This window comes from Pseudomonas sp. CG7 (genome assembly GCF_023701885.1).
Taxonomy (GTDB): domain Bacteria; phylum Pseudomonadota; class Gammaproteobacteria; order Pseudomonadales; family Pseudomonadaceae; genus Aquipseudomonas; species Aquipseudomonas zanjanensis.
The window spans coordinates 1-22,370 of record NZ_JABAEE010000096.1 but is presented as its reverse complement, the minus strand read 5'-3'; the positions used below and the strand labels follow the sequence as shown (position 1 = coordinate 22,370).

The 22,370-nt window shown below is 62.5% G+C and carries 15 protein-coding genes, 1 tRNA gene, 1 rRNA gene and 2 pseudogenes; 17 read left to right on the top strand and 2 right to left on the bottom strand.

The genetic code is table 11. From position 1 onward, the window contains the following. The first annotated feature begins 135 nt into the window (after positions 1 to 135). The 7 genes and pseudogenes from rrf to pgaD all read left to right on the top strand — a co-directional run bounded on the left by rrf (position 136) and on the right by pgaD (position 9,322). Positions 136 to 251 (top strand): 5S ribosomal RNA (gene rrf / locus HGO40_RS26895). A 177-nt stretch (positions 252 to 428) separates the two neighbouring features. Further along, positions 429 to 1,064: an NADH:ubiquinone oxidoreductase subunit N gene (locus tag HGO40_RS26890; protein WP_186710838.1), complete on the top strand. Its 636-nt coding sequence runs from the start codon at positions 429 to 431 to the stop codon at positions 1,062 to 1,064. 157 nt (positions 1,065 to 1,221) lie between these two features. Then, positions 1,222 to 2,727: a YdgA family protein gene (locus HGO40_RS26885; RefSeq protein ID WP_250965505.1), complete on the top strand. Its 1,506-nt coding sequence runs from the start codon at positions 1,222 to 1,224 to the stop codon at positions 2,725 to 2,727. A 244-nt stretch (positions 2,728 to 2,971) separates the two neighbouring features. Then, positions 2,972 to 5,452 (top strand): poly-beta-1,6 N-acetyl-D-glucosamine export porin PgaA, encoded by a 2,481-nt coding sequence (gene pgaA, locus HGO40_RS26880; RefSeq protein WP_250965504.1) that lies wholly within the window; start codon positions 2,972 to 2,974, stop codon positions 5,450 to 5,452. A gap of 12 nt (positions 5,453 to 5,464) precedes the next feature. Next, positions 5,465 to 7,462: pseudogene (pgaB, locus tag HGO40_RS26875) on the top strand (poly-beta-1,6-N-acetyl-D-glucosamine N-deacetylase PgaB). A gap of 1 nt (position 7,463) precedes the next feature. Then, on the top strand, positions 7,464 to 8,819 hold the full coding sequence (gene pgaC / locus HGO40_RS26870; RefSeq protein ID WP_250965503.1) for a poly-beta-1,6-N-acetyl-D-glucosamine synthase: 1,356 nt from the start codon (positions 7,464 to 7,466) through the stop codon (positions 8,817 to 8,819). After that, complete coding sequence (gene pgaD / locus HGO40_RS26865; RefSeq protein WP_250965502.1) at positions 8,816 to 9,322, top strand: poly-beta-1,6-N-acetyl-D-glucosamine biosynthesis protein PgaD; 507 nt, start codon at positions 8,816 to 8,818, stop codon at positions 9,320 to 9,322. The genes pgaC and pgaD overlap by 4 nt, the downstream gene beginning before the upstream one ends. Before the next feature lie 69 nt (positions 9,323 to 9,391). Here pgaD and HGO40_RS26860 read toward each other — a convergent pair whose 3' ends face one another. Further along, positions 9,392 to 10,924 (bottom strand): FAD-dependent oxidoreductase, encoded by a 1,533-nt coding sequence (locus tag HGO40_RS26860; RefSeq protein ID WP_250965501.1) that lies wholly within the window; start codon positions 10,922 to 10,924, stop codon positions 9,392 to 9,394. Positions 10,925 to 11,063: 139 nt separating this feature from the next. Between HGO40_RS26860 and HGO40_RS26855 the strand changes: the two genes are divergently transcribed. The 7 genes from HGO40_RS26855 to HGO40_RS26825 all read left to right on the top strand — a co-directional run bounded on the left by HGO40_RS26855 (position 11,064) and on the right by HGO40_RS26825 (position 17,204). Then, positions 11,064 to 11,624, top strand: a complete 561-nt coding sequence (locus HGO40_RS26855) for a YbhB/YbcL family Raf kinase inhibitor-like protein (RefSeq protein WP_250965500.1) — start codon at positions 11,064 to 11,066, stop codon at positions 11,622 to 11,624. A 144-nt stretch (positions 11,625 to 11,768) separates the two neighbouring features. Beyond that, positions 11,769 to 11,942, top strand: a complete 174-nt coding sequence (locus tag HGO40_RS26850; RefSeq protein WP_250965499.1) for a hypothetical protein — start codon at positions 11,769 to 11,771, stop codon at positions 11,940 to 11,942. A 38-nt stretch (positions 11,943 to 11,980) separates the two neighbouring features. Next, complete coding sequence (locus HGO40_RS26845) at positions 11,981 to 13,294, top strand: MFS transporter (protein ID WP_250965498.1); 1,314 nt, start codon at positions 11,981 to 11,983, stop codon at positions 13,292 to 13,294. A gap of 113 nt (positions 13,295 to 13,407) precedes the next feature. Then, positions 13,408 to 13,989, top strand: a complete 582-nt coding sequence (locus HGO40_RS26840; protein WP_250965497.1) for a hypothetical protein — start codon at positions 13,408 to 13,410, stop codon at positions 13,987 to 13,989. Positions 13,990 to 14,165: 176 nt separating this feature from the next. Beyond that, a complete protein-coding gene (locus HGO40_RS26835) occupies positions 14,166 to 15,842 on the top strand; it encodes a vWA domain-containing protein (RefSeq protein WP_250965496.1) in 1,677 nt (558 codons plus the stop codon). A gap of 175 nt (positions 15,843 to 16,017) precedes the next feature. Beyond that, on the top strand, positions 16,018 to 16,590 hold the full coding sequence (locus HGO40_RS26830; protein WP_250965495.1) for an RNA polymerase sigma factor: 573 nt from the start codon (positions 16,018 to 16,020) through the stop codon (positions 16,588 to 16,590). Beyond that, on the top strand, positions 16,587 to 17,204 hold the full coding sequence (locus HGO40_RS26825) for a hypothetical protein (RefSeq protein ID WP_250965494.1): 618 nt from the start codon (positions 16,587 to 16,589) through the stop codon (positions 17,202 to 17,204). Before HGO40_RS26830 ends, HGO40_RS26825 begins: the two co-directional genes overlap by 4 nt. Before the next feature lie 231 nt (positions 17,205 to 17,435). Here HGO40_RS26825 and HGO40_RS26820 read toward each other — a convergent pair. Continuing rightward, positions 17,436 to 17,512 (bottom strand) — tRNA-Arg (locus HGO40_RS26820). Positions 17,513 to 17,861: 349 nt separating this feature from the next. Between HGO40_RS26820 and gabD the strand changes: the two genes are divergently transcribed. From gabD to HGO40_RS30585, 3 genes and pseudogenes are all read left to right on the top strand, one after another. After that, the gene (gene gabD, locus HGO40_RS26815; protein WP_250965493.1) at positions 17,862 to 19,304 is read left to right on the top strand and encodes an NADP-dependent succinate-semialdehyde dehydrogenase; all 1,443 of its coding nucleotides are present in this window, start codon (positions 17,862 to 17,864) and stop codon (positions 19,302 to 19,304) included. 170 nt (positions 19,305 to 19,474) lie between these two features. After that, positions 19,475 to 20,752: a 4-aminobutyrate--2-oxoglutarate transaminase gene (gene gabT / locus HGO40_RS26810; protein ID WP_250965492.1), complete on the top strand. Its 1,278-nt coding sequence runs from the start codon at positions 19,475 to 19,477 to the stop codon at positions 20,750 to 20,752. 133 nt (positions 20,753 to 20,885) lie between these two features. Then, positions 20,886 to 22,100, top strand: a pseudogene (locus HGO40_RS30585) (HDOD domain-containing protein). The last annotated feature ends 270 nt before the right edge of the window (positions 22,101 to 22,370 follow it).

Below are 22,370 nucleotides of genomic sequence, written 5' to 3'. Positions count from 1 at the left end.
CCCCATGTGAGAGTAGGTCATCGTCAAGATTAAATTCCGAAACCCCTATCTGCTGATGCAGGTAGGGGTTTTGTTTTAGTAAAAGTCATCGATTTTACCGACACGTTGCTGTTGAACGGGTTGGACACCGAATTTCTTGACGACCATAGAGCATTGGAACCACCTGATCCCATCCCGAACTCAGCAGTGAAACGATGCATCGCCGATGGTAGTGTGGGGTTTCCCCATGTGAGAGTAGGTCATCGTCAAGATTGAATTCCCAGAACCCCTGTCTGCTGATGCAGACAGGGGTTTTGTCGTTTTTGGGCCGGTAATCGGATCGAGCCTCTGATGCCCCGGCAAACCCCCAATGCCGTTGCTATGCTGTTGTAGTCGGGCTTTGGCGACCCAAAAGTCCGCGACGGTCACTGGTCATGGGGATTCCAATAATGAAAAACCCTTATGCTCCCGGCTTTTGGTGTGCGACTGCGGCATTGCTGCTGCTGTCAGCCACTTATTTCTATGGCGTCATGCTCACCCACCAGATCGACAAGGCGCTCTTGTTCCTCGATAGCGCTGCGGCGTTGATTGGCGTGATATCCATTGCAATCGTGGCCTGGGCATCGCTTCAGGGCCAACGCATCAAGAAAAAACACCTCGAGCAAGGCAAGACCCTGGTGCTGATTTGGGACACCAAAGTGGCGCTGCGCCGTGTCGAAACGGTGTTTGACCGTTATTTCTGGGGCAGCTATTGGCAGCCAGGCCGCACCTTCCAGGAAGTCATGGGCGAGCTCACCGGCACCCCGCTGGAGAAAAGCCTGGAGGCTCTGAAAACCCAATGCGCAGCCTTGGACAAGCAAGTCACCCAAGAAGGCTGGCACTGGCTCAACAACGCCCGTGAATTGTGTGACGTGGCTAACGCCATGGCCCGGGAGCGCTATCAACTGGACTTTTGCGATTCACGCGCAGAGTCATCGGGTGCGGCGGTGATCAATCGCGATTTTGAAGTGCTGGTGTACACCTGGACGGCCCGACTCAAGACTTTCGATCATCAGCTCGACGAGATCGAAGTCCAATATTCGTAGACCACCTCTCAAGAAAACGTTTTTACCCCTATAAACATTGGGCCCGCAAGGGTGCCTGATGGTAATCTCCCCTCCTCTTTACGGCGTCGAGCCACACCCTTCGCGGGTCAGGGAAGACGACGGCATTTTTCAACCATGGATATCGATCGGGTCACTCATGAATAAATCAGCAAGCGTACTTCTGGGAATCGTTGTGGCTGTCGGAGCTATCAGCGCGGGTGGCGCCTGGTACACCGGAACCAAACTCGAAGGCGTGTTGAAAAATGCTATTGCCGATAGCAATAAGCAGATGCAAACAGCCTTGTCCGGATCCAACAGCACTGCCGCCCTGGAGCTGGTTTCCATGGACCGTGGCACATTCAGCAGCACCGCCCACTACCGCCTCAAAGGCGAAGGCGAGATATTCGGTGGTGAGTCGGTCGAGCTGCTCTTCGTCGACCGGATCGAGCACGGCCCACTGCCATTCTCGCGTTTGATTACGCTCAAGTGGTTGCCGGTCATGGCTACCAGTCATACCGCTCTCGAGCGCAATCCACTGACAGACAAGTGGTTCGCTGCCACCAAGGATCAGTCCCCGCTCAAAGGCGTGGTCAACCTGGGTTACGACGAGTCCATCAACGGCACCTACGAGCTGCTGCCATTGGAGACGAAGCTGGATGAGCAATCCCAGCTCACCTTCTCCGGCCTGAAGATCGACGTGGCCGCCAGCGCCCAGGGACAGAAAGTCAAGGCTGACGGCTACATGGACAGCTTCAAGTTGACCACCGTCGCCGAAGACCAGACACCTGTGCAGGTCGAGCTGAACGGCCTGACATTGGCCAGTAACCTGAGCAAAAGCACCTACGGTTACTACATGGGTGACAACACCCTGCTGATGAGCAGCACCAAGGCCACCTTTGGCGAGCCGAAGTCAGTGCTGGGCCTGAAGAACTTCGAAATGAAGAACAGCAGCAGCGAGAACGGCACCAGCGCTTCGGGGCGTGCCGATTACAAGATCGGTGAGTTGTCGTTCAACGACAAGACCATTGGTTCGGCGCAGATGGCGGTCAGCCTGAAGAACCTGGACATCCCGGCCACCATGTCGCTGATGCAGATTTACCAGACCAAGCTGCAACCCTACGAAAAAGCCGCTGCCGAGGCTGCTGCGGCCGGTGAGCCAGCACCAGAGTTGAGCCTGACCGAAGCCGAGGAAGCCCAGGTCAAGGCCGATCTGGAAAAACTCCTGGCCGGTGCTCCGCAAGTGGCCTTGGAAAACCTGTCGTTCAACACCGCCAACGGTGAAAGCCGTGCCAGCCTGATCGTTGATCTGGCCAAGCCACAGTCCATGGACTTGCCACCGGATGAATTGGGCCGTCAGCTGCTCGCCCTGCTGGATTTCAATCTCAAGGTTTCCAAGCCGATGCTGGTGGACCTGATGACCGTGCAGGCACAGATGGAAGGCCAGACGGATGCCAAGCTGATCGCCGATCAAGCCACCGCCACCAGCGACATGTTCAGTGCGATGGCAGTGGGTACTCAGCTGGCGACCCTTGAAGGCAACGATGTGGTCACCAAGCTGCACTATGCCAACAATCAGGTCGACTTCAACGGCCAGAAAATGACCGTTGAGCAATTCACGGCATTCGTGATGAGCAAGCTGGGTGGTGGCGTCGCCCTCCAGTAAGCATTCGAGCAATACCCCAAGCCCGGCCCGTGCATGACGCATGGGCCGGGTTTTTTTATGGCCACCGATCAGCCCTGCGCCGAAATCTGTATCGATTCTGAAGAATTGTGGCGTTCCTGAATATGCCCCGTCCGAGAGTGCAAGACTAGGCCCATTAGAGCTTGGCTGGATTCCTTGATCCGGCTTCCTGTTTGATGGGCAAGGGGGCACTGCGACCCGGCTGGCCATGTAAGGATGCTGACGAATGCCGCGTACTGTGGGTCCTTTTATTCATCGTGGTTTGCGCCCGTTGTTTCGCGTCGCGCTGTGCAGCCAATTGTGCTGGCCGATGCTGGTGCTTGCCGATACCGCCTATGACCAAATGGTGCTCGATGCCCGGGCGGGCCATTACACGCCTGCGCTGAGCGCGCTGCGCCAGGTGCCGGCCGACCAGGCCAGCGCCGCGCAGATCAGTGACCACCTGCAAATCGCCAGTTGGGCCGGTCTCGACGCCGAGGTGGTGAAAGTCTATGAGGCCCAAGGCCGTTATCGAACGCTGCCCGTCCAGGCGTTGACTGCAACGGCGCGTGCCTATCGCAACCTCAAGCGCTGGGATTCGGCGGCCGAGCTGTACCGCCAGGCCTTGGTGATCGACCCTCAGAATCCTGATTTGCAACTCGGCTTGGCCTTGACCCAGGCCGATGCAGGCCGGCCCGACGAAGCTGTCACGCGCGCCAAGGCCTTGGTGGCTGCCAAGCCAACAGATCCGATGCGTCGGCTGGCCCTGGGTTATGCCTTGACCCGCGCCGACAGCCCCCACGAAGCGCTGTTTGAATACGACCAGGCCTTCACCCGCGCCGGCAACAGCCCAGAGGTGGCACGCGAATACATCTACGCCCTGCAACGCGCGCGGCTGCCGGAGCCGGCGCTGCGCCTGGCGCGTCTACAGCCGGGGTTGATCGACCGTGGCGTGCAGCGGCGCCTGGAGGGTGACGTCGCGGCCGAACGGGTGCGCCTGGCGGACATGGCCAGCCGCAGCGAACAGGAGCGCTTCGTCATTGCCGACCGCGCCCTGGCCGACTACGACAAGTTGCTCGCCACCTGGACTCCGGTAGCCGAAGCCAAAGACGACGTGCTCCGTTGGCGCATCGATCGCATGGGCGCTCTCAATGCCCGTGCCCGTCGTGCCGAAGTGATTACCGAATATCAAAAGTTGCTCGCCGAGGGTGTGAGCATTCCTACCTATGCCCTGCGCTGGGTGGCTTCTTCTTATCTGGAACAGCGAGAGCCGGAGATTGCCGTCGACCTGTACCGCCGGGTCCTGATCGCGCCGGATGCCGATCCTGCGGAGCGCTTTGAAGACAGCACCGCGCTCTACTACGCGTTGTTGGAAAGTGAAAAATCCGCAGAGGCCCGTGCCCTGGCCGAAGACATGGCGAAAGCCCAGCGTCCACGCGTCGAGCTCAAGGGGCTGCCGATCGGCAACCCCAACGATGAATGGATGGACGCCCAGCAACTCGCTGCCCCGGCCGGCACCTACGGCGCCGACCTGCCTTCCGCCGAAGCCCGCCTGGAAACCCTGGTCAGCCAAGGCCCCGGCAACACCGGGATGCGCCTGGCCCAGGCCGATCTGTACCAGGCCCGTGACTGGCCGCGCCGTTCGGAAAGCCTGCTCAAGGAAGTCGAGGCGACGATCCCGCGCAACCGTGATCTGGAAGTCGCCCAGGCGCGTGCCGCCATGGATTTGCAGGAATGGCGGCAGATGGATGCGCTGACCGACGACGTGGTCGCCCGCTACCCGGAAAATGCCCACGTCAAACGCCTGCAACGCCAGCGTGAGGTCCACGACATGGCCGAGCTGCGCATTGAGGCCTACACCGGCAAGAGCTATGGCGGTGGTAGCGGTGACGCCGGTGCAGTCACTGGCAGCCGGGACTTTGGCATCGAAACGCTGCTCTACAGCCCGCCCATCGATGAAGACTGGCGGTTGTTCGGCGGTGCCGGCTACGCCACCGGTGATTTCGAGGAAGGCACCGGCCATCACCGTTGGCAGCGCCTGGGTGTGGAACGTCGCACCCGCGACATGACGCTGGAGGCCGAGGTGTCCAATCACTCTTATGGTTCCGGTGACAAACAGGGCGCGCGCGGGGCGGTGGCTCGGGACATCGACGATGACTGGCAGTACGGCGGCAGTTTGGATTATCTCACGGCCAATACCCCGCTGCGGGCCCTCAACAGCGGTATTCGCGCCAATGGCGGGAGCGGCTTCGTCCGGTGGCGTGCCCATGAAAGCCGTGAGTGGCGGCTGGCTGTCAGCCCGTCCCATTTCAGCGACGGCAACAATCGCCTCGAAGCCATGCTGACGGGTCGCGAGGGCATCTACAGCGCGCCGCGCCTGCAGGTGGAACTGGGCCTGGAAGTGGGCGCCAGCCGCAACAGCGGCTCCAACGAAGTGCCTTATTTCAATCCGGAATCGGATTTCAGCGTCATGCCGACCGTGAGCGCCAACCACGTGTTGTACCGCCGCTACGACACCACGTGGAGCCAGCAATTCCAGGCCGGCGCGGGTACCTACAGCCAGCGCGACTACGGCACGGGGGCCATGGGATTGCTCAGCTACGGTCAGCGTTTCATCTGGAACGACGTACTGGAAGCCGGTGCCGCGCTGAGCTGGCTCAACCGCCCCTACGACGGCGATCGTGAAAGCGATCTGCGCCTGCTTGTCGCCCTCACCTATCGCTTCTAGAAGAGTTTGAAGATGCCTGTCATTTCGCGATTCATCCTTCTGCTGGGGGCCTTGCTGATCAGCGCTTGTGCCCAGCAAGCCCCGGCCTTCGCGCCACCTTCGCAGCGTCCGCTGGCGGCCAATGACGCCCCGTGGCCGAAGAACCACGTGCTTGGCATCGCGTACCACGATGTCGACGACCGAGACCCGGACCAGGCACTGGTGGCCGTGCGCACTGAGCGCTTGATCGAACAGCTGGCGTGGCTGCGAGAAAACAACTACCAGCCGGTCACGGTGGACCAGATCATCACCGCCCGCAATGGCGGCCCGGAACTGCCACCGCGTGCGGTGCTGCTGAGTTTCGACGATGGCTATTCGAGCTTCTATACCCGTGTCATGCCTATCCTGCGTGCCTATAACTGGCCGGCGATTCTCGCCCCGGTCGGCAGTTGGGTGGATACGCCGCTGAACCAAACCGTGGATTTTGCGGGGGTGCCGCGCAAGCGTTCCGAGTTCCTGACCTGGGAGCAGATCCGCGAGGTGTCGAAATCGGGCCTGGTGGAAATCGCCGCCCACACCGACGCCAATCACAAGGGCATCCTCGCCAACCCGCAAGGTAACCAGCAACCCGCCGCGACCACCCGGCGCTACGACCCCGCCACCGGTCGTTATGAGACCGAGGCCGATTTCCAGGCCCGCCTGCGCAAGGACGTGGCGGCCATATCCGAGAAGATCCGCAAGGTCGCCGGCTACCGCCCGCGCGTCTGGGTCTGGCCTTACGGTGAAGCTGCCGGCACGGCATTGCAGGTGATTGGCAGCGAGGGTTAGCAAATGGCCCGGACCTTGGAGGACGGCCTCGACAGCCTGGATACCCTGATGAGCGGCCCACGCTTCCTGGTGGCGTCCGATCCCGATGGCGCTCATTTCGCCGAAAGCATCGTGTCCGTGCAGACGATGGATCCGATGCGCGTTGTGCATGTCGATCTGGATTACGTCTATGACGCGGACCCGGTGCAGCAGGAAGCCAACGTCGGCAAGCTGGTCCAGCGCATTTCCGACCTGGGCGCCAATACCGTATTTCTCCAAGCCTTCGCCGATCCGAAAGGCGACGGCCTCGTGCATTCGTTGTACTTCCCCAACCGTCACCTGCCGGTACGCGCTGACCTGTTTGACCGGGTTGCCTGGCAGTTGCGTACCCGGGCCAATGCCAAGGTCTATGCCTGGATGCCGGTGCTCAGTTTCGCCCTGGACGCGAAACTGCCACGGGTCCAGCGCTGGGACCCGGAAACCGGCAAGATCGGCGTCGCCCCGGACCAATACGTGCGCCTGTCGCCATTTGACCCGAAGGTGCGCCAAGTCATCGGCGAAATCTACCAGGACCTGGCGCGGATGAGCTCGTTGGATGGCGTTTTGTACCATGACGACGCGGTGTTCTCCGCTTTCGAGGATGCCAGCCCCGAAGCCCTGATAGTCTATGCCGCCCACGGCTAGCCGACGTCCGTCGCCGCCCTGCGGGACGTTCCTGCGGCGATGCAGCGCTGGACCCGCTTCAAGAGCCGCTACCTGATCGACTTCCCCCATGAGCTGACCGCCAAGGTGCGGGCGATTCGCGGCCCGCAGATCCTGACGGCGCGCAACATCTTTGCCGAACCGATGCTCAACCCGGAAAGCGAAGCCTGGTTCGCCCAGAACCTCGACGACTTCCTCGGCGCCTACGACTGGACGGCACCGATGGCCATGCCGCTGATGGAAAAGCAGACCCCCGAACAATCCGGCCCCTGGCTCGAGCGCCTGGTGGACACCGTCAAGGCTCGCCCCGGCGCGCTCAAGCGCACGGTGTTCGAATTGCAGGCCCGTGACTGGCACAGCAAGCCGGCCAGCGACATCGACGGCAAACAACTGGCCGACTGGATGGGACGTCTCAAGCGCAAAGGCGTGACCAGTTTCGGCTACTACCCGGACAACTTCATCGAAGACCAGCCTGCCGTGAAAACCGTGCGGCCGGCGCTCTCCAACAAGTGGAATCCTTGACATGCTCGACAGACTGCTCGCCCTGCTGGTGCTGGCGATCGTCCTTGGGGTGCCCCTGGGCCTGATCTTCCTGGTCACCGGGCAATTCCTGATGGACTTCGTGTTCTTTTACCCGCTGTTCATGTCCGGGCTGTGGATCGCCGGCGGCCTGTATTTCTGGCTGCACTGGGAGCGTCACTGGCCGTGGAAGGACGACACCTTGCCACCGGCCCTGGCAGGCGAGCCGCTGATCAGCATCCTGATCCCGTGCTTCAACGAAGGCGACAACGTCGCCGACACCATTCACGCGGCGCTGGGCCAGCATTATCCGAACATCGAAGTCATCGCCATCAACGACGGCTCCAAAGACAACACCGCCCAGATGCTCGATCAACTGGCGGCCGAAGACCCGCGCCTGCGCGTCCTGCACCTGGCGGAAAACCAGGGCAAGGCCGTGGCGCTGCGCATGGGTGCCATCGCGGCGCGCAGCGAATACCTGGTGTGCATCGACGGTGATGCGCTGCTGGCGCCGAACCCCTGTGCCTACCTGGTGGCGCCGATGCTGGACAACGCCCGCCTCGGCGCGGTGACGGGCAACCCGCGCATCCGCACTCGTTCAACGTTGATCGGTCGGGTCCAGGTCGGTGAGTGTTCCTCGATCATCGGCCTGATCAAGCGCACCCAGCGGGTCTTCGGGCGAATCTTCACCGTGTCCGGCGTGATCGTCGCGTTCCGTCGCACGGCCCTGCACCGGGTGGGCTACTGGAGCCCGGACATGATCACCGAAGACATCGACATCAGTTGGAAGCTGCAGCTGGACCACTGGAGCATCTTCTACGAGCCCCGTGCGCTGTGCTGGATTCTCATGCCTGAAACCCTGCGCGGCCTTTGGCGGCAACGGCTGCGCTGGGCCCAGGGCGGCGCCGAGGTGCTGTTCAAGAACATCCGTGGCATCTGGCAATACCGCCACCGCTACCTGTGGCCGTTGCTGTTCGAATACTGCCTGTCCACTGGTTGGGCGTTCACCTTCCTGCTGTCGGTGATCTTCTGGGGCGCCGGTAAATTCGTCGAGATGCCAGCCGCCATTGCCGTGGATCACCTGATGCCGCCGGCCTTCACCGGCCTGTTGCTGGCGGTGGTGTGCCTGTTGCAATTCGCGGTGAGCATCCTGATCGACCGGCGCTACGAAAAAGGCCTGTGGCACATCATGTTCTGGGTGGTCTGGTACCCGTTGGTGTTCTGGCTGATCAGCCTGTTCACCACCCTGGTGAGCTTTCCCAAAGTGCTGTTCGGGCAGCATCAGAAGCGTGCGCGCTGGATCAGTCCGGATCGCGGCATCAAACCGTTCGACGATCAGGAAGAGGAAGTGATCCGATGAAAATTATCAGGACCCGGCAGCGGCCTTTTCTGGTGGTCATCGATGCGCTGTTCACCGTGCTGGCGGGGGTGGGGCTCTTGTATTTGCTGGTCAATGGGCTATGGCCGCTGCTCGACAGCCAGGCAGGCCCGCGCCTGGGCGGGGCGCTGTTCGACACCCTGGCGACCTTGCAGGTCTATGGTTGGATTGCATTGGTCAACGCGGTGCTGTTGATTACCTGGGCCCGTTATCAACAGCGCAAAAGCCGCAGCTTCGCCCAGCGTCGACTTCCGGCGCCGGTGGTAGACGACCAAGGCTTGAGCGCCAGTTTCAAGTTGACCGACGAGCGTCTGGACACCTTGCGCCAGCCCGGCTCGAAGATCATCCACAACAACCAGGAAGGCGACATCAGCCACGTCGTGCCGCATTTCCACCTACTCAGTCCGGAGTTGCAACCTCCGCCCCTGGCGCCGTTGGAGCGGCCACGGGTGATTCACTTGCCGGCTGATCAGTCCGTGCATTGATGCAAGCTGTGCCGACGCTTTCGTCGGATCGCCGCCCGGAGCAAGCGCGCTCCCACAGGGAATTTGGGGCTAGGACGAAAAATCCCGGATCAGCCGCCACGCCTCGTCCACCGGCACCGGTTGTATCATGCGCTGGGCCAGCGCCGCCATCGCCCGGCCTTCATCGCAGGCCACGGCGGCGGCGACTAGGCCGTCCTTGCCCAGCAAGGCGATAAAGGGCGGATGCTCGGGCGTACCCTTGTACTCGACCTCATCCCAATGCTCGGCGTGGCCGAGGTAGTCGTAGCGTTTGCCAAAGTGATACGTCCAGAAAAACGGCACGTCCAGATAGTGCTCGTCGCCGCCGAGCATGTTCGCGGCGGCGATGCGCGCCTGTTGCTGGGCCAGGCGCCAATGTTCGATGCGCACAGGCGCGCCGTTCAGGGGGAAGGTCGCGATATCACCCACGGCCCATACGCCATCCGCCACACGCATGCCCGCGTCAACCGACAGCGACTCGTCCTGTTCCCGCGGCAGCTGTGCAAACGGCTCGGTGGCCGGGCGCACGCCGACGCCGATGATCACCAGGTCCACGGCAAAACGCTGGCCGTTATCCAGCACCACGGCTTCAACCTTGTGCGAGCCCTCGATCCGCGCCGCTTCGCCGTCGGTGTGGTACACCACGCCGTTGGCCCGGTGCCGGGCAAGGATGGCCTGGCCGACGCTCTCCCCCAACTGCGCGGCGAACGGCACCGGGTGCCGGGCCAGGACAGTGATGCTCAGCTCGCGCTTGCGCAGGGACGAAGCGACTTCCAGGGCAATGAAACTGTCGCCGATGACCACCGCCCGTTGCCCTGGCCGGACCGCGTCGAGAATCTGGCGGGCGTGGGCGATCGAACGCAGCACGAAGACTTGCGGCAAATCGATGCCAGGCAGCGCTAGCGTCTTCGGCTCCCCGCCCGTGGCAATGAGCGCGGCGTCGTAGTCCAGGCGCCGGCCATCGGCGAGAGGGATTTGCCGGGCACCAGGGTCCAAATGGGTGGCCTCGCCATGGAGCCTTTCGATGCGTTGCTGGGTGAAGTAAGTTTCATCGCGCAGCGGCGCCGTCTCGTTGACCGCCATGTCGCCGGCCAACACGTATTTGCTCAGCACCGTGCGGTCGTAGCCGGCTTCGGCTTCGCGGTCGATCATCAGGATGCGTCCGCCAAAGCCCTTCTCCCGCAACGCCGCCGCGCAAGCCGTGCCGCCCGCACCGGCACCGATAATGACAAACGTGCGCGCATCGTCGGCCGGCGGGACTTTATCGGCCGGCAGTGGTTGGTCATCGACCCAGACGTCACCGTCCCGCACCTCGACGTGATAGCGCGTCAGGCTGTCGAGGGCCGGCGGCTCGCACAGGGCGCCGTCTTCAGCCCGGAACGCCGCCTTGTGCCATGGGCATATCAGCCGTCCATGGCACACCGCGCCCTTGGCCAGGGGGGCGCCGGCATGGGGACATTTGCCTTGGAAGGCGCGCACCTGGTCGCCTGCACGCAGCAGCAGGATAGGGGTGTCGTTGATCTTGACTTCGAGGCCGCGGTCTTCGCGAACGTCGGCGAAACGGGCGACTTGATGCAGAGACATGATCGTTCTCCGGCTGGCGTTTCCCGTTGGAGTCCCAGGGCCGGAACGAGGTTCAGCGCAATTGTCACTGCACCCTTGGCGAAGCTGCGGCTATAGTTCGCAAGCCGTCCATGGCCTGACACGCACAAGGTGCCCCGGTATGACCCGATTGAAGATTCTCACCCCTTGGCTGGCGGCCGTCGCCCTGGTGCTGTGCGCACAAGGGGCTGCCCAGGCCGAGGAGCGTTTTACCCTCAGTATTCCCGGCGTGTCGGACGACCGTCTCTTCACTGCCGCGCAGGCCAGTGACGCCAACACCTGCGGTGGCAAGAACATTTCCCCGGCGCTGAGCTGGAACGCCGGCCCGCCAGGCACCCTCAGCTACGCCATCGTCATGTTGGACCCGGACGGCCAACGGGGCCAGGGTGTCGACCACTGGATCCACTACGGCATCAAGGCCTCCACGCGGCAGATTCCGACGGGCGCCGGAACCAAGTCCTCGTTGGAAGGCCTGAGCGGTATCAACAGCAAGAACACCCACGGCTACATCGGCCCATGCCCGCCTATCGGCGACAGCGCTCACCATTACCTGATCCAGCTCTTCGCCCTCGACCTGCCGCCGGAAGCCTTGCCCGCCGGCCTCACACGGGCCCAACTGATGGAAAAAATCAAAGGCCACGTCCTGCGCAACAGCAGCGTCGTGCGCCGCTACCACCGCTAGACAACGCAACCCCCCGTGGCGAGGGAGCTTGCTCCCGCTGGGCTGCAAAGCAGCCCCCATGACGCTGGCCCAGACACAACATTGGCATCACGCGCCAAAAACGAGCACTATCGAGCCCCTGTTCACTCATGCCGGAGGATGGCGATGACGCAGAAACCCGACGGCATCGCCCGCCTCTTGAACTGCCCCACCAAGGGCGACGAAATACGCCGGGCCATCGCCCAGAGCCGTAAGGATTTCCTGCCTGTCGACGAGGCCGATGACGCCGAGCCAGGCCAGCCACCAGTTGAACCGGTGGACAATGATCGCGACGACTGAGCCGTCGCCTCTTTCAACTGACTTGTTCAAATCTGCCTATGACTGCCGCCACTGTTCTAACCGGTGATCGATTCAGCCGCTCCGACTACAAGACCCTGGGCCTGGCCGCCTTGGGCGGCGCGCTGGAAATCTACGATTTCATCATCTTCGTCTTCTTCGCCCTGACCCTTAGCCAGTTGTTCTTCCCGCCGGAAACGCCCGATTGGCTGCGCTTGCTGCAAAGCTTCGGGATTTTCGCCACCGGTTACCTGGCCCGGCCCCTGGGCGGCATTCTCATGGCGCACTTTGCCGATCGCCTGGGGCGCAAGCGCGTGTTCAGCCTGAGCATCCTGATGATGGCCTTGCCGTGCCTGCTCATCGGGGTGATGCCGACCTACGCGCAAATCGGTTATTTCGCTCCGTTGCTGTTGCTGGCGCTGCGTATCTTGCAGGGCGCGGCGGTGGGCGGCGAGGTGCCCAGCGCCTGGGTGTTCGTGGCCGAACATGCGCCGTTGCATCATCGCGGCTATGCCCTGGGTTTCCTCCAGGCCGGCCTGACCTTCGGCTACCTGCTGGGCGCCTTGACCGCAACGGCGCTGGCGCGGATCTACACCCCGGCGGAGATTGTCGATTACGCCTGGCGCCTGCCGTTCCGGCTGGGGGGCGTCTTCGGTGTGATCGGCGTCTGGTTGCGCCGTTGGTTGAGCGAAACGCCGATCTTCGTGGCCCTGCAAGCCAATCGCGAAGGCGCTGCGGAACTGCCGTTGCGCACGGTCCTGCGCGACCACCGCCAGGCCTTGCTGCCCGCCGCCATCCTGACCTGCGTGCTGCCCTCGGCCGTGGTGGTGTTCGTGGTCATCACCCCGACCGTGATGCAAAAAAGCTTCGGCATGACCCCCAGCCACACCTTCGCCCTGAGCAGCCTGGGCATCGTCTTCCTGAACATCGGCTGCGTCCTCGCCGGCCTGATCGTCGACCGCATCGGCGCCTGGCGCACCGTCATGCTCTACAGCCTGCTGCTGCCCCTGGGCATCGCCGTGCTCTATGCCAGCCTGATCAGCGGCAGCGCCTGGCTGGGCCTGGCCTACGCCGTGGCCGGCCTGGGTTGTGGCGTGGTCGGCGCGGTGCCGTCGGTGATGGTCAGCCTGTTTCCGCCGAAAATTCGCGTGTCCGGCATCTCGCTCACCTACAACATCGCCTATGCCCTGTGGGCGAGCATGACCCCGTTGATGTTGATCGCCTTGGTGCAGTGGAGCCCGTGGGTGTGCGTGGGGTATTGCGTGGTGATGGGCGCGGTGGGCGTGGCTGCTGCGGCGTATTTTCCGAAGCGGCAGGGGAAGGCAGCGCAGCAGTCATTGGCGTGTGAAGCCTAATCGGGATTTTCAATCGGACCGCACTCTGCAAGACCAGACAACTTGAGCGCGCGTTCAAACCCCGTAGAATGCAGCCGCCATTCACGCCGCTACCCTCAAGGACGAATTCAAACATGCGAGTATTTAGCCTCTTCCTGGCCCTTTGCCTTATGGCAGGCTGCGCTTCCAAGCCCGATTACTACATTTCCCCTGCGCCGGTGGCGATCCCCGAGACCGCCACCTATTGGATCGACACGTTCAACGTTGAAGTCGTCGGCAAAAACGAACGCTTCCTGCCTGACGAAAAAGTTCGCGACAAGTTGCACACCGACCTGATCGTCCGCCTGCTCGACGGCAATCGTTATGCCTCCAGCAAGGAAACCGCGGACTATTTGTTGGATATCAATGCCGTCTATGCCCGCCGTATTCAAGATACCCAAGGTGGCTTCATGAGCAATATCGTTGCCGACGGTACGTATCTCGCCAGTGTCGATTTCAATTATCAGGTCAAGGTGAAGAAGGCCGATGTCGAGGGGTTGCACTTTGCCCAGGCCCGCCAGGGGCTGATGCCGGGAGGGGCGGTCGGCCAACTTGAGGCCATGAGAGGCATAGCGGGCGCCCTGACGAACAGAGGCAACTCCGATGTCGAAGACTATTACACCGGTCATTTGAGCGGATTCATCGACGACGACCTGCGGGGCATTCCGTCCCGCTAGCAATGCCTGCGTAGCGCGCCGGCGATTGCTCCGATCGGCACCGGGCTGGCCACGTTCAAGGTGGTCAGCCCCGTCTTTGCAGCGCTGGAGAAAAATATTTCTTGGTCGTTAACCCGAACCGCGTGTGCCCTGCGTCTGACGCTGTGAACGGATCATTCATTCACGAGGTTCAGCCCATGTCCCGTCCACTTCTTTTTATGCGTCCTGCTGCCCAAGGCTTCGCCGTGACTTTGCTGGTGGCGTTGGCCGGTTGTGGGTTGTCTTCCTCCCGGGAGACGGCCATTCCATCCGAACCGGTGTCCGTGGCGCCCAGCGTCGTACCGCAAGGCGAGATCGCCGAAGTGCGTCAGTCGACGGTCAAGCGCATGCTCATGAAACCGGCAGCGCTGCCCGCCCCCAGCGTGGCGGGCGACGCCATCGCTGCGGGTTATCGCGCCGAGCCGCGTGCACAGTACGAAAAGCTCCCGGACAACCCGATCCCCAGCGTGGCCGAAACGCCGGTCTCGACCTTCAGCGTGGATGTCGATACCGGCAGCTATGCCAATGTGCGACGTCTGCTCAACCAAGGCAGCCTGCCACCCGAAGGGGCGGTGCGGCTGGAGGAAATGGTCAATTATTTTCCGTATAGCTACGCCCTGCCCACCGACGGTTCACCCTTTGGCGTGACCACCGAAGTGGCCCCGTCACCGTGGAACCCCCATACCCGCTTGCTGCGCATCGGCATCAAGGCCAGCGACCGTGCCGTGGCGGACCTGGCGCCGGCCAACCTGGTCTTCCTGGTGGACGTTTCCGGCTCCATGGACCGTCGCGAAGGCCTGCCGCTGGTCAAGAGCACGCTGAAACTGTTGGTGGACCAATTGCGTGACCAGGACCGGGTGTCCCTGGTGGTTTATGCCGGTGAATCCCGGGTGGTGCTCAAGCCCACCTCGGGTCGCGACAAGGCGACAATCCGCAACGCCATTGATCAACTCGACGCCGGTGGTTCCACGGCGGGCGCTTCGGGTATCGAGCTGGCCTATCAGATGGCGCGGGAGAGCTTCATCGACAAAGGCATCAACCGCATCCTGCTGGCCACCGATGGCGACTTCAACGTCGGGGTCAGTGATTTCGACAGCCTCAAGCAGATGGCGGTGGACCAGCGCAAAAGCGGGGTCTCCCTGACGACGCTGGGCTTCGGTGTGGATAACTACAACGAACACCTGATGGAACACTTGGCCGACGCCGGTGACGGTAACTACGCCTACATCGACAACCTGCTCGAAGCGCGCAAGGTCCTGGTGGACCAACTCAGTTCCACCCTGGCGGTGGTGGCGCGGGACGTGAAGTTGCAGGTGGAATTCAACCCCGCCCAGGTCAGCGAATATCGCCTGTTGGGCTATGAGAATCGCGCATTGAAGCGTGAGGACTTCAACAATGACAAGGTCGACGCGGGCGAGATCGGCGCCGGGCATACAGTGACGGCCTTGTATGAAATCGTTCCTAAGGGCGCGCCGGGCTGGTTGGAGCCGTTGCGCTATGGCAGTACCCCTAAGTCGGAGGGCACCTCGGGTGAATTGGCCATGTTGCGCGTACGCTACAAGCCGGCCGAGGGCGGCAGCAGCCGATTGATCGAGCATCCCATCGCCAGCGTACAGAACGACCGCAAGCCCAGCGATGACCTGCGCTTCTCCGCCGCCGTGGCCGCCTTTGCCCAACAGCTCAAGGGGGATGGGCGCTACACTGGGACGATGACCTTGAAGGACACCGCGCAATTGGCGCGCTCGGCCCGTGGTGACGATCCGTTCGGGCTGCGTGGCGAGTTTGTACAGTTGGTGGAGCTGGCCCAGAGCCTTGAGCCTGCGGCCAAGCGCTGATCCCGAGCGCAACGAGAGCCAAAATGTGGGAGCGAGCTTGCTCGCGATAGCGGCGGACCGATCACCATTATCATTGACTGATCCGACGCCATCGCGAGCAAGCTCGCTCCCACAGGGTTCCCATGTTGTCTGCCAGGACTGTGTTGCAATGACCGCAAAGGAGTTCGCCCCCCACATGCCCGCTGCGCTTGATCCTCCCAGCGACGAATCGCTGCTGGCCCGCTACCGCAGCGGCGACGGGGCTTCTTTCGAAGTCCTGTACGCCCGCCATCGACAAGGGCTTTATCGCTTTCTCGTGTCCTTGAGCAACAAGGCCGAACTGGCCGAGGAAGTGTTCCAGGACACTTGGCTCAGCCTGATCCGCAGCACCACCCAACCACAAGGCCGGGCGAGTTTTCGGACCTGGTTGTTCCAGATCGCCCGCAACCGCTTGATCGACCACTGGCGCAAGCATGGCGTCCACAACCCGTTGCACGACAGCTACGACGAGCAACTGCACGTCCAGCCCGACGACACCTGCGGCCCCGAGCAACAGCTGAGCCTGAGTCGCGACCAGGCGCGTCTCGACGCCGCGTTGCAGGCCTTGCCCGAAGACCAGCGCGAAGTCTTCCTGCTGCGCCTGCACGGCGACCTGGAGCTGCCACAGATTGCCGCCCTGACCGGTGCCCCGCTGGAAACGGTCAAGAGCCGCTTGCGTTACGCCCAGCAGAAACTGCAGCGACTGCTGGCCGAGGAGGTACCCGCATGATCGACCCCAAACACCCCCCGGACCTCGACGCCGAAAGGCGTGTCGAGCATTTCCGCCAACTCGCCAGCGGCGAGCCGCCGGCCTCCCTGGACGCCTTCATCCTCGCCACCGCCCGTCGCGAAGCCCCCGCGCCTGCGCCCACCCTGTGGCAACGCTGGCTGCAGATGTGCCAACAGCCGCGCTGGCAGATGGCATTCGCCACGGTCGCCGGTGTGGCACTGATGATCGGCCTGGTGCTGCGTTCACCCGTGCCCCACGACGAGCTGGCCTCACCTGCCTCGATGGAGTTTTCCGCCGATTGGCAAGCGCCCGCCGTTGCCGCGGCACCGCCGCCGGCCATGCCCGCCCCCGCACCGATCACCCGCATGGCGCCCCAGGGCGAACTGGCCCGAGCCCCGGCCAGCCCGATGCAGTCCTTGGCGGAAAAGCCAGCGGCGAAAATGAGCAAATCCGCGCCGGCTGCATTGCCGTCGCTGGAGCAAGGCTTGATGGAAATCCTGCGTTTGCGGCAGGCGGGGGATACCAAGGCCGCAGATGAAAAACTGCTGGCGCTGCACAAACGTTTTCCCAAGGAAGACTTGCCGGCGCGGTTGGAGGCGTTGCGCAAGCCTTGAAATTGGCAACGTCCGTGGCGAGGGAGCTTGCTCCCGCTGGGCTGCGCAGCAGCCCCAAAACCATTCAACCGGGGAGCATCAGGAAATGGCTGTCAGGTTTTTACGACTGCTGCACAGCCGAGCGGGAGCAAGCTCCCTCGCCACAAGGCAGCAAAAACAAGAAAACCCGCACAGGGCGGGTTTTTTGGAGAGACTCGTAGACTGTCCGGGACAGGTCTAGCTTTTTCGATATGGTGCACCAGGCGGGATTCGAACCCACGACCCCTGCCTTCGGAGGGCAGTACTCTATCCAGCTGAGCTACTGGTGCAGCGCGGGCGCCATGATACTCATATGCGTGGCAGGCGTCCATGCTGCTGAATCGCCTGCGTTTTTGGGCAGTTCGCCGGGTGTTGGCTACGCTGATCAGAAAAAGCGGGCAAATTCGGCTTTTTCGTTCTTTTTTTCGAACAGCCTATTGTCCTTCACCCCTATCGGCCCTAGGATTCGTTTGAGATTTCAAACGCTCTTGTCTGGGTGCTGAACCGCACGTCTGTGCTTATGTGCGTTATTTCTGTGCTTCAGCCCGGTGAATGATTTCCCTGACGGCAGCCCCCGAGGCGCCTTTCTACAACTCTAATTCGCTCCGCGTGCGCGCGGTGCTGTTAAGGAAAGCCGACATGCAGCTTAAAGACACCCAGTTGTTCCGCCAGCAAGCCTTTATCGATGGCGCTTGGGTCGATGCGGACAATGGTCAGACGATCAAGGTCACCAACCCGGCGACGGGCGAAGTACTGGGCACAGTGCCGAAGATGGGCGCCGCCGAAACCCGTCGCGCGATCGAAGCCGCCGACAAGGCGCTGCCGGCCTGGCGTGCGCTGACTGCCAAGGAGCGCGCCAACAAGCTGCGCCGCTGGTATGAATTGCTGATTGAAAACCAGGACGACCTTGGTCGCCTGATGACCCTCGAACAAGGCAAGCCGCTGGCCGAAGCCAAGGGCGAAATCGTCTATGCCGCCTCGTTCATCGAATGGTTCGCCGAAGAAGCCAAGCGCATCTACGGTGACGTGATTCCCGGCCACCAGCCCGACAAGCGCCTGATCGTGATCAAGCAGCCAATCGGCGTGACTGCAGCCATTACCCCGTGGAACTTCCCGGCCGCGATGATCACCCGCAAGGCTGGCCCGGCCCTGGCTGCCGGTTGCACCATGGTCATCAAGCCGGCTTCGCAAACGCCGTTCTCGGCACTGGCCCTGGTGGAACTGGCGCACCGTGCCGGCATCCCGCAAGGCGTGCTGAGCGTGGTCACCGGCAGCGCCGGCGACATCGGCGGCGAGCTGACCAGCAACCCGATCGTGCGCAAACTGTCCTTCACCGGCTCGACCGAGATCGGTCGCCAACTGATGGCCGAATGTGCCAAGGACATCAAGAAAGTCTCCCTGGAACTGGGCGGCAACGCGCCGTTCATCGTGTTCGACGACGCGGACCTGGATAAGGCCGTCGAAGGCGCGATCATTTCCAAGTACCGCAACAACGGCCAGACCTGCGTCTGCGCCAACCGCCTGTACATCCAGGATTCGGTGTACGACGCGTTCGCTGAAAAACTCAAGGTGGCGGTGGCCAAGCTCAAGATCGGCAACGGCCTGGACGATGGCACCACCACCGGTCCGTTGATTGATGGCAAAGCGGTCGCCAAGGTGCAGGACCACATCGCCGATGCCGTCAGCAAAGGCGCGACCGTGCTGTCGGGCGGCAAGGCGATGGAAGGCAACTTCTTCGAGCCGACCATCCTGACCAACGTACCGAAAAACGCCGCCGTGGCGAAGGAAGAAACCTTCGGCCCGCTGGCGCCGCTGTTCCGCTTCAAAGACGAAGCCGAAGTGATCGCGATGTCCAACGACACCGAGTTCGGCCTGGCCTCGTACTTCTATGCCCGCGACCTGGGCCGTGTGTTCCGTGTGGCCGAGGCCCTGGAATATGGCATGGTCGGCGTCAATACCGGGTTGATTTCCAACGAAGTCGCGCCGTTTGGCGGCATCAAGGCTTCGGGCCTGGGCCGTGAAGGCTCCAAATACGGCATCGAGGATTACCTGGAAATCAAATACCTCTGCCTGGGTATCTGATCTGCTTCAAGCGCAAGGGGCACGAGAGCGCTGTCCCTTTGCGCGTTTCACCCGTTCTGTTTCTTGTGGCCGGAACGCTGCGGCAGTCGATCATCGCATGCTGTCGCAGTTGCCTCCCCGCCATGTTATTCCTTGATCCACGCCGCCCTGAGCTGCGAATGAGGACTGTAATGAGCAAGACTAACGCTGACTTGATGGCCCGCCGTACCGCCGCTGTTCCCCGTGGCGTCGGCCAGATTCACCCGATCTTTGCCGAATCGGCGAAGAACGCCACGGTGACCGACGTTGAAGGTCGTGAGTTCATCGACTTCGCCGGCGGTATCGCCGTGCTGAACACCGGCCACGTGCACCCGAAAATCATCGCCGCCGTGACCGCACAGCTGAACAAGCTGACCCACACCTGCTTCCAGGTCCTGGCCTATGAGCCGTACGTGGAACTGTGCGAAAAAATCAACGCCAAGGTCCCGGGTGATTTCGCCAAGAAAACCCTGTTGGTGACCACCGGTTCGGAAGCGGTGGAAAACGCCGTGAAAATCGCCCGTGCCGCCACCGGCCGCGCCGGCGTGATCGCGTTCACCGGCGCTTACCACGGTCGCACCATGATGACCCTGGGCCTGACCGGTAAAGTCGTGCCGTACTCGGCCGGCATGGGCCTGATGCCCGGTGGCATCTTCCGCGCCCTGTACCCGAACGAACTGCACGGTGTGAGCATCGATGATTCCATCGCCAGCATCGAGCGCATCTTCAAGAACGACGCCGAGCCCCTTGACATCGCCGCCATCATCATCGAGCCGGTCCAGGGCGAGGGTGGTTTCTATGTGGCGCCAAAAGCATTCATGCAGCGCCTGCGCGCCTTGTGCGACCAGCACGGCATCCTGCTCATCGCTGACGAAGTGCAGACCGGTGCCGGCCGTACCGGCACGTTCTTCGCGATGGAACAGATGGGCGTTGCCGCCGACCTGACCACCTTCGCCAAATCCATCGCCGGTGGCTTCCCGTTGGCCGGTGTGTGCGGCAAGGCCGAGTACATGGACGCCATCGCACCGGGTGGCCTGGGCGGCACCTATGCCGGTAGCCCGATCGCCTGTGCGGCGGCGCTGGCGGTAATGGACGTGTTCGAAGAAGAACACCTGCTGGATCGTTGCAAGGCCGTGGGGGAGCGCCTGGTGACTGGTCTCAAGGCGATCCAGAAGAAGTACCCGGTCATCGGTGAAGTGCGTGCCCTGGGCGCGATGATCGCCGTGGAACTGTTCGAAAACGGCGACACCCACAAGCCGAACGCCGCGGCGGTGGCCCAGGTGGTGGCCAAGGCGCGGGACAAGGGCCTGATCCTGCTGTCCTGCGGCACATACGGCAACGTTCTGCGGGTGCTGGTGCCGCTGACCTCGCCGGACGAGCAACTGGACAAGGGCCTGGCGATTATCGAAGAGTGCTTCTCCGAACTCTGAGCCTGTGCGCTGACCCACAAAAAACCCGCTTCGGCGGGTTTTTTCATATCCGGCATCCGCTCCCTGGCGTTTCGAGCTGTCTGGAACGGCGGTTATTGTCTAAGGTGCATGTATTGCAAGGGAGCGATGCGGCATGACTGCTGTGGATTTACCCGCTGTACCGCGTGTGCTGATCGCCGAGGCCGATCCGGCGTCCAGGGAGCTGCTTGAACAGGTGTTGTCAGGTGTGCGCTGTGATGCCCGGATAGACACGTGCGGCGAAGGGCGGCAGGCCCTTGAGCTGTTGGCCCATCATCCTTACGACCTGGTGATCGCCGACTGGGAGCTGCCAGGTGTCGATGGCCTGAGCATTCTGCGTGGCTTGCGCCAACAGCATCGTACGCCGGCGTTGCCGTTCATCCTTGTGAGCCAGCGTAACGACAGCGCCAGCGTGCGCGAGGTCTTGCCACTGGCGCCGACGGCCTATCTGACCAAGCCCTTGAACCGGGAGAACCTGGCCCAGCGTTTGCTGGGGTTGCTTCTGAGTGGTGAAGACACTTCCAACGCCGCGCCGATTCCAGGGCCGGGACTGACTTTGCCCATCTTTCTGGAGCGTCGGCGTGACCTGTCCGAAGGCGCGCCCTTGATGACCGATGTGCAAGTGGCGATCAAGCGCAGCCTCAACCCCGGCGGCCTGGATCTGAAACTGCTCGAAGAAGAACTGCGCACCGACCCGCAGATCACCGCAGTGCTGATCGCCGCGGCCAACAGCGCTGCCCAGCATCAGGGCGGCGGTCCGGTGCAGACCGTGGCCCAGGCGCTGCACCAGCTCGGCACCGGGCAAAGCATGAACCTGATCCTCGGCCTGACCCTCAAGCGTTGCGCCCGGCTCAGCGTTCCGTGCCTGGCGGACTATGCCGAGCGTTACTGGGAGCTGTCGCTGCACACCGCCGAGTACGCCCGGACGATGGCCCGCTTGCTGGACCTGGAGCAGGAGCGCTGTTACTGCGCCGGGTTATTGCATCGCCTGGGCGACCTGGCGTTATTGCGCTGCCTGGAGGAATGGAACCAGGCCGGTGGCGAGCTGGATGAGCCGGAGGAAGTCGGCGACTCGCTGGAAAAATTCGGCGCCAGTTTCGGCTCGGCATTGCGTGCCCGCTGGCGTTTGCCGTTGGAGCTCAGAGAGCTGATCGCGGCGGTCTATGGCCTGGGTGGCGGGGTCTAATCCCGTGAAGCCTTGGTGATGAACATGGCGGCGCAGATGGCGCATCTGCCCGCCCATGAAGGCCTTGAAGAACTGGCCCGCGGCCGCACGGCGCGGTTGCTGAAGATCGGCTTGCCGGAATTGACACGGTTGCGCCGCAAATAGCACCACCACCTAACCCTGTGGGAGCGAGCTTGCTCGCGATGGCGCCAGTCTAGACAACCCAGAACCCGTGGCGAGGGAGCTTGCTCCCGCTGGCCTGCGCAGCAGGCCCCCAGCATGCTGACAGGCAGAACGCGTTGTTTGATTTTACGACTGCTGCGCAGCCGAGCGGGAGCAAGCTCCCTCGCCACAGGAACTTGGCGATGGTCGGAATTTGGCATCCATCCCGAAACCACTGTGGGAGCGAACCTGCTCGCGAATGCGTCTGCCCAG

Bases quoted from the DNA above. Each gene is read 5' to 3' on its own strand.
- HGO40_RS26860 (WP_250965501.1), bottom strand. From the start codon at position 10,924: ATGTCTCTGCATCAAGTCGCCCGTTTCGCCGACGTTCGCGAAGACCGC.
- HGO40_RS26855 (WP_250965500.1), top strand. From the start codon at position 11,064: ATGACCCGATTGAAGATTCTCACCCCTTGGCTGGCGGCCGTCGCCCTG.
- gabT (WP_250965492.1), top strand. From the start codon at position 19,475: ATGAGCAAGACTAACGCTGACTTGATGGCCCGCCGTACCGCCGCTGTT.
- HGO40_RS26890 (WP_186710838.1), top strand. From the start codon at position 429: ATGAAAAACCCTTATGCTCCCGGCTTTTGGTGTGCGACTGCGGCATTG.
- gabD (WP_250965493.1), top strand. From the start codon at position 17,862: ATGCAGCTTAAAGACACCCAGTTGTTCCGCCAGCAAGCCTTTATCGAT.
- HGO40_RS26885 (WP_250965505.1), top strand. From the start codon at position 1,222: ATGAATAAATCAGCAAGCGTACTTCTGGGAATCGTTGTGGCTGTCGGA.
- HGO40_RS26830 (WP_250965495.1), top strand. From the start codon at position 16,018: ATGCCCGCTGCGCTTGATCCTCCCAGCGACGAATCGCTGCTGGCCCGC.
- HGO40_RS26845 (WP_250965498.1), top strand. From the start codon at position 11,981: ATGACTGCCGCCACTGTTCTAACCGGTGATCGATTCAGCCGCTCCGAC.
- HGO40_RS26835 (WP_250965496.1), top strand. From the start codon at position 14,166: ATGTCCCGTCCACTTCTTTTTATGCGTCCTGCTGCCCAAGGCTTCGCC.
- HGO40_RS26850 (WP_250965499.1), top strand. From the start codon at position 11,769: ATGACGCAGAAACCCGACGGCATCGCCCGCCTCTTGAACTGCCCCACC.
- HGO40_RS26840 (WP_250965497.1), top strand. From the start codon at position 13,408: ATGCGAGTATTTAGCCTCTTCCTGGCCCTTTGCCTTATGGCAGGCTGC.
- pgaA (WP_250965504.1), top strand. From the start codon at position 2,972: ATGCCGCGTACTGTGGGTCCTTTTATTCATCGTGGTTTGCGCCCGTTG.
- pgaC (WP_250965503.1), top strand. From the start codon at position 7,464: ATGCTCGACAGACTGCTCGCCCTGCTGGTGCTGGCGATCGTCCTTGGG.
- HGO40_RS26825 (WP_250965494.1), top strand. From the start codon at position 16,587: ATGATCGACCCCAAACACCCCCCGGACCTCGACGCCGAAAGGCGTGTC.
- pgaD (WP_250965502.1), top strand. From the start codon at position 8,816: ATGAAAATTATCAGGACCCGGCAGCGGCCTTTTCTGGTGGTCATCGAT.